Genomic DNA, 5,534 nt, shown 5'->3' on the forward strand with positions numbered 1-5,534 from the left:
TCCTTATGAAGTCTTTTTCAATAAGGTGTTGCACTTGACTTGACAATTCGCCACACAATAAAACGAGGGGCTGTTGCACGAAGTTTTCTAAGGAATCGCTGATAAAATAGACCCTCAGATTGGCGTAGATTTTTTCGTCCGAACAAGGAGGCAAACCCAACGCTAGCCAAAGCTATGTGGAGGATTCTAGGGCACAGTGCGGGCAAAAAAGATGCGTCAAGATGGCGTGGCTGAATTTATCAGTGCTTCCCTAACTGTTTGTTTCCAACAATCTGATAACAAACAATAAAACCCCAATATTTCCTCCCATTCTTCACGTAGCTTCCTTCCCTCTTTTTATCTTAGTTGTTGTACCATAATCGACATGTAATGCAAAGAAAAAAATCTACACAACAAAGAGCCGCCGTACAGTTTTCTGTACGGCGGCTCTGCACATATCTTATTTGTGTCCTTAATGTGTATGATGGCTGTCCTTGAGAATACCGACCATTGCCTTCTGCACAACATCGAGCACATCGTGCAGCAGGGCATTGTACATCTCACCGCCATCGACAACGCCGCGCCCGTTCTCCGTGAGGAAGAATTTCTTCGGATGCTCCGACGCCGCGTATGCTTCATCAAACTTCGCCTTCACCAGTGCTTCAAAATCCATGAAAAGCCCTCCTTAAACACAATAACCAATAGACGCATTATAGCATATTTTTTTCGTGCTGTCCCGTTTCTTTTACAGATTTTTCACAAAAATATCGTGTTCGACGCAAACCCCTTGAAATTCAAGGAGAAAAGCAACGAGACAACGAATTTGTCTACAGCTTGTCTACAAAACTATTTGCCTACAATCTCGCCGAAGATGCGTGCCGTCTCTTTCTGCATGGCTTCCGTGTCATGCGTGTAAAGATTCTGCGTAATTGTCGCATCTTTGTGACCGAGGCGGGCGGCAACGTCCACGGGTTTTGCACCTGCTTCGATGAGTCGTGTTGCGTGGGTGTGACGAAAGCTGTGCGTATTCAGATTCATACGTTTTAGAACGTATTGAAACGATTCATATCGAATGGGGACCCCACTCGAAAGGATGCACAGCAGATTGCGACGCTCATACCATGATGGAGGAGTGATCTTCTTTGGCAGGATGACAAGGGCATGATCGTTCCGTACATCTTCGTAGGCGATTTGATACGCCTCGCCGAGACGCAACTCCTCTCGTGCTTGTTGTGCCTTGAGCGCGGCAAGGTAGGAGAGAAAAACAGGGTCGGCGTAGAACGTACGGATACTGCTCTCACTTTTTGGCGTGTCAAAATATCCTGTTGCCAACCGTTGCCGTGTGACATATACTTCGCCCGTTTTGAGGTTGATGTTCTCCCACGTAAGCCCGAGTGCTTCGCTGATTCTCAGCCCTGTGTGATAGAGTATTTTGAGCAGCGGATAGTATTTGTTGCTCACGGGTATGGCGGCAAACTGTGCGGGCGTGATAACGGTGCGCTCGATTACCTTGCGCGGCGCACTGCGCGGGATGTTGATCCCCATCGTCGGATTCGTGGCGATGAGTTCGGCGGGATAGATGGCATACTTCAGCGCGGTGGAGAGCACCGTTTTTGTCTGCCGGATTGTCCCCTGCGAAAGACCTGCGCGTGCAAGTTCCTTGACCCACCGATCAATATCACGCGGGCGCAGTTCCTGTAAATAGGTTTCTCCGAGATGGGGAACGATGCGCGAGTGTACTGCGTTGTGATAGTTCTTGAATGTAGTCCGCTTCACATTCGGGCGCACGACATTCCGGAGCCACGCGGCGAGATAGTCCCGCAGCTTCATCCTCTCGGACGTGATACCGATATTGCCGCTCTTCCAGTCGGCATAGGCTTTTACACCTGCGTCGAATGCTTCATCCTCGGTGGCAAAGCCCCCTTTCTCCTTCATGCGGCGCGGGTTCTTTGATATATCGAAGCTATAGGAATAGCTGCTCCCGCGCTTTCGTATGCGTATCTTGGACATAAATAAAACCTCCCTGTGTTTACAAAGGAGGCGAATCATGGTAGTATGTAAGTGCAATAGGGCATGATTCGCGTCATGTCTGCCGCTCGGTGCTGGTAACACCGGGCGGTTTTTATTTTATGGGTTACTTTACTTTTTCGCGGAAAAGTGTGCATTTACTTGACAAAAAAAGTCAAGCATAAGTACATAAATCGGGAGAAAAGTAAAGTGGAGGATATGTTGATCGGATCAAGGTGTTCGTCGGATACCTTTATTTTTGTATGGGTTAATGGATTGTGAAGAATCCTCACATTGCTTTTCCAAACCCGTCGAAATCGACCAGTTTAACCGTGCCTAATTCGAGGCGGTTGGAACGTATAGCGGAATACTCTGAACTATGGTGTACTGGATGCGTTGCCGCCGCCTAGGGGCGGCCTTTTTTATGCCATTTTTGCGGCGGCGATAGAGGAGAAAGCTCGTTATGCGAGGGGCTACTATTTCAATGTGATAGAGACTCCATGAGGCGTTTTAGGATTCATGGCATCTGCGAGACCTTCAAGAGAAACCTCTAGATCAGTGTCAGCAGAGACCTTGGCTTCAAAGGTTGTCCCGGCAGGAAACGAAACATTTTTCCCTTTCATAAACATACCGCCGACAAAGCTTACAAGTGCACCAACAACAACAGCACCGCTATCGTTGCCCTCCTTTTTCATTGCGGTATACTCAAGCGGAACATCGATGCCATTGATCGTCTTTACACGATCAATAGTGAACTCAAGTTTTCCGGCACGACCGAATCCGCCCGCTTTTTTTACCTTCGTAATGGTAGCTTTTACGGTCGCACCCTGAGGAATAACAACCACATCGTTGATGATGAGATTTTGCGACATTTTGATAGGAACAAGGTCGCCTTTTTTTGCCTTTTTTGAGGAGAGTTCAGAGGTAAGTTCTACCGTGAGAACCGTATCTTTTGGGATATAGGCGTGTGTCTTTTGAACAGATGAGATCACTTGGGTTTCCTGCATATTATGCTGATTCGTGGTGGGTGTAGCTGCAACACTGTCATTCGAAGAGTCGCTTGGGGCACAGAATACCGATGGCGTTGACATAAACAACATTGTTACGCATAGCCCGGTGGAAATGATTTTTTTGTTCTTCTTCATGATGTAATCCTCCTTGATATATACAAACTATTTACAAACCATCCTTATAGGGCGGCTTTTTATGCCTATTTCGGGACTTGTGAACTATTTTTTGTAAAATTTGAACCAATGGAAACTTCGAATGTTTTTCCTCTCGTTTCATCGTCAATTTCGCGTGCGAGGGCGGCTTTCTTTTCCTCGGGTGTCATGTCGCCGTAGGTTTTCTTTTCTGTTTCTGTTGGGATGGCAGGGCGCATGGTGTCTGCTATGCGCCGAATCCAGTCTTTGATGAACTGCCGTTGCGTCGGGGTCATGCGGATGTAGCTCTCAATGATTTCCCGATCGGTCGCATCCAAGCTGCTGTCACGCAAAAACAAGGGGCTTGTTGCGCGCCGCATTTCTCCTTTGCCTGTCTTTAGCCATTCTTCATTGATGTTATATTTTTGACAAATGTCTTCTATCAATCGGTCACTTGGTTGATTTCGTCCTTTTATGAGCTGTGTGACATAGGATTGGTTAATGTTGAGTACTCGGGCAAACTCAACTTTCTTTAGGGTATTTGCTTCAATCACTAAAAGTATTCTATCTCCGATTGTTTCACTCAACATAAACAACTCCTTTCACAGCAAATATTACCAGTAAAAAAGGGGTAAGTCAAGAAAATATATTTGACAATAGGGGTAGCTAAATGTATAATAGGGGTAAATCAAGTAAAAGGAGGGGGAGATAATGGAAGATATTGTTTTCACGCCGGAGGAGGTGCGCGACATTTCGGAGGTGCGCGACTTGGTGCGTACTCTGCCGGAGCGTGCGAAGGTGGAAATTGTCAAGGGCATGGCGATGTTCGAGGCGGGCTACAAGACAGGATTTTTCGATGGTGCACGCAACGCCGCCGCCGATGGCGCACAACAGCCCGCATAGGAGGTGAGAGGATGAAACGGAAGCACAAACGGGGCAAAAAGAATGCCCGCCGTCCTGTCATGAAGGTAATCATCAAGCGTGAAATGGTGAAGGAAGCAGAGGTGATTATTGACAAAATGAACAGAGCGTATGGGGCAAGCCATACGCTCTGTTTTGAAGTCGTGTTCGATTATCACGCGTAGAACTTGAGATACAGAACTCGGTCGCCTTTGATGGTCACGATTTCTTCACTGCCAATGAAGGAATACGCATATCCACCGAAGCAGATCATGTTGGGAAAACCGTCCGGTGTAATCGTCTCGGATAGTTCACCATCAAGAAATACGCGGATTTCCTTCATATTATGAACCACGACCGAAGAATCGAACTCCAACACAATCTCTAGGGTATTCATAAAACCACCTCCTTTCCATGCTCAGTATAGCACGGCAGGGAGGAGAACAACAACATAGCCGAAACGCCCTTCGGGGCGTCCGCAGGGACTGACCGCCCTGCGCTGATGATGGCAGGTCATGCCCCGCCCCGTTCCGAGGCGAATCATGGTAGATAGCAAAGATGGCGGGGCGTTTCCTCATAGATAGGAGGTGATGTTATGGGAAAGACAGCGGCGGGTGCGGCGGCGGATGCTTTCGTCGCGGGGCTCATGGTGGGCTTTGACAGGATCGCGGATGAGAAGCTGACGGCGAAGGTTGATGCGTTGGAGCAGCGGATTGTCGAGCGTCTGCCAAAGGTGGTTGCGCTTCCACCGCCGCCCGCAGAGTATCCAGAGGAGCGGCTTTTGAGCGTGAAGCAGATCGCGGCGATGCTCGGATGTTCTGCGCGTTCGGTGCAGATGCGGATGGATAAGGGCGAACTGGTCTATGTGCTCGCCGATCCGAGCAGCAATCAGCGGCGTGTGCCGTATTCGTGGGTGGTGGAGTATATTCACAGTCTGCCCCGTTACACGGGCAAGGTACATGAGAAAAAGGAGGTCAAAGCTCATGCGTGAGTTCTTGAAGGTGGCTCTCGTTGGCGGCGCGTTCGTCGCGGCGGCATCGCTCCTCTCGGGGGCGACGGGCGAATTGTTCGCGGATGGTAGGAACACCGTCCTCGTTGAGGAGGTCTATACGGTCCGCCCCGGTGATACCATCTGGGGAATCGCAGAGGAATACTGCGCGAAGAACACGGCGACGCGGCGTTACATTCTCGAGTACAAGGCGGGGATGGAGGAGCTGAATCCGTGGCTCGTGGAGCGCAAGGGGGAGATTTACCCCGGGGATAAAATCAAGGTGACGTATTGGGTGAAGGGAGAGGAGGAGACAAAATGACGGAAGAGGAACTGAACGAGATCGTAGCAAGTCACGGTAGGTGGCTTGCTGATAAAAGTAGAGGTGAACGCGCCGACCTGCGCGGTGCCGATCTGTGCGATGCCGACCTGCGCCGTGCCGATCTGTGCGGTGCCGATCTGTGCGATGCCGACCTGCGCGATAGCGACCTACGCTATGCCAACCTGCGCAGTGCCGA

10 protein-coding genes and 1 other RNA gene are annotated in these 5,534 nt (G+C 49.5%); 6 read left to right on the forward strand and 5 right to left on the reverse strand.

The genetic code is table 11. The features are described 5' to 3' along the window. Window positions 1–451: 451 nt before the first annotated feature. From ACO6BQ_RS11755 to ACO6BQ_RS11770, 4 genes are all read right to left on the reverse strand, one after another. A complete protein-coding gene (locus ACO6BQ_RS11755) occupies window positions 452–652 on the reverse strand; it encodes a hypothetical protein (RefSeq protein ID WP_009441033.1) in 201 nt (66 codons plus the stop codon). 173 nt (window positions 653–825) lie between these two features. Further along, window positions 826–1,989 carry a tyrosine-type recombinase/integrase gene (locus ACO6BQ_RS11760; protein ID WP_489121154.1) on the reverse strand — a complete coding sequence of 388 codons (1,164 nt, stop codon included), beginning with the start codon at window positions 1,987–1,989 and terminating at the stop codon, window positions 826–828. A 473-nt stretch (window positions 1,990–2,462) separates the two neighbouring features. Continuing rightward, window positions 2,463–3,131, reverse strand: coding sequence for a hypothetical protein (locus ACO6BQ_RS11765; RefSeq protein ID WP_489121156.1), 669 nt, complete (start codon window positions 3,129–3,131; stop codon window positions 2,463–2,465). Between the two features lie 65 nt (window positions 3,132–3,196). Beyond that, window positions 3,197–3,718, reverse strand: coding sequence for a helix-turn-helix domain-containing protein (locus ACO6BQ_RS11770; RefSeq protein ID WP_489121158.1), 522 nt, complete (start codon window positions 3,716–3,718; stop codon window positions 3,197–3,199). A 121-nt stretch (window positions 3,719–3,839) separates the two neighbouring features. Here ACO6BQ_RS11770 and ACO6BQ_RS11775 point away from each other — a divergent pair, with 121 nt between their 5' ends. Both ACO6BQ_RS11775 and ACO6BQ_RS11780 read left to right on the forward strand, forming a co-directional pair. Next, entirely contained in the window at window positions 3,840–4,031 is a 192-nt protein-coding gene (locus tag ACO6BQ_RS11775) for a hypothetical protein (RefSeq protein ID WP_489121159.1), read from the forward strand. 11 nt (window positions 4,032–4,042) lie between these two features. After that, window positions 4,043–4,213, forward strand: a complete 171-nt coding sequence (locus tag ACO6BQ_RS11780) for a hypothetical protein (RefSeq protein WP_489121161.1) — start codon at window positions 4,043–4,045, stop codon at window positions 4,211–4,213. Here the strand turns inward: ACO6BQ_RS11780 and ACO6BQ_RS11785 are convergent. Continuing rightward, window positions 4,204–4,425, reverse strand: a complete 222-nt coding sequence (locus tag ACO6BQ_RS11785) for a hypothetical protein (protein ID WP_489121163.1) — start codon at window positions 4,423–4,425, stop codon at window positions 4,204–4,206. The genes ACO6BQ_RS11780 and ACO6BQ_RS11785 overlap by 10 nt on opposite strands. Before the next feature lie 56 nt (window positions 4,426–4,481). On the opposite strand from ACO6BQ_RS11785, the gene ACO6BQ_RS11790 reads away from it, so the two are divergent. From ACO6BQ_RS11790 to ACO6BQ_RS11805, 4 genes are all read left to right on the forward strand, one after another. Then, window positions 4,482–4,546, forward strand: an RNA gene (locus ACO6BQ_RS11790) — hammerhead ribozyme type II. Between the two features lie 77 nt (window positions 4,547–4,623). Further along, the gene (locus ACO6BQ_RS11795) at window positions 4,624–5,019 is read left to right on the forward strand and encodes a hypothetical protein (RefSeq protein WP_489121165.1); all 396 of its coding nucleotides are present in this window, start codon (window positions 4,624–4,626) and stop codon (window positions 5,017–5,019) included. Then, window positions 5,012–5,338, forward strand: a complete 327-nt coding sequence (locus ACO6BQ_RS11800; RefSeq protein WP_489121169.1) for a LysM peptidoglycan-binding domain-containing protein — start codon at window positions 5,012–5,014, stop codon at window positions 5,336–5,338. The genes ACO6BQ_RS11795 and ACO6BQ_RS11800 overlap by 8 nt, the downstream gene beginning before the upstream one ends. Further along, window positions 5,335–5,534, forward strand: a 200-nt coding sequence (locus ACO6BQ_RS11805; protein WP_489121171.1) for a pentapeptide repeat-containing protein, incomplete at its 3' end; no start/stop codon positions are given. The genes ACO6BQ_RS11800 and ACO6BQ_RS11805, both read left to right, overlap by 4 nt.

The sequence above is a fragment of the Centipeda sp. (in: firmicutes) genome (assembly GCF_057271695.1).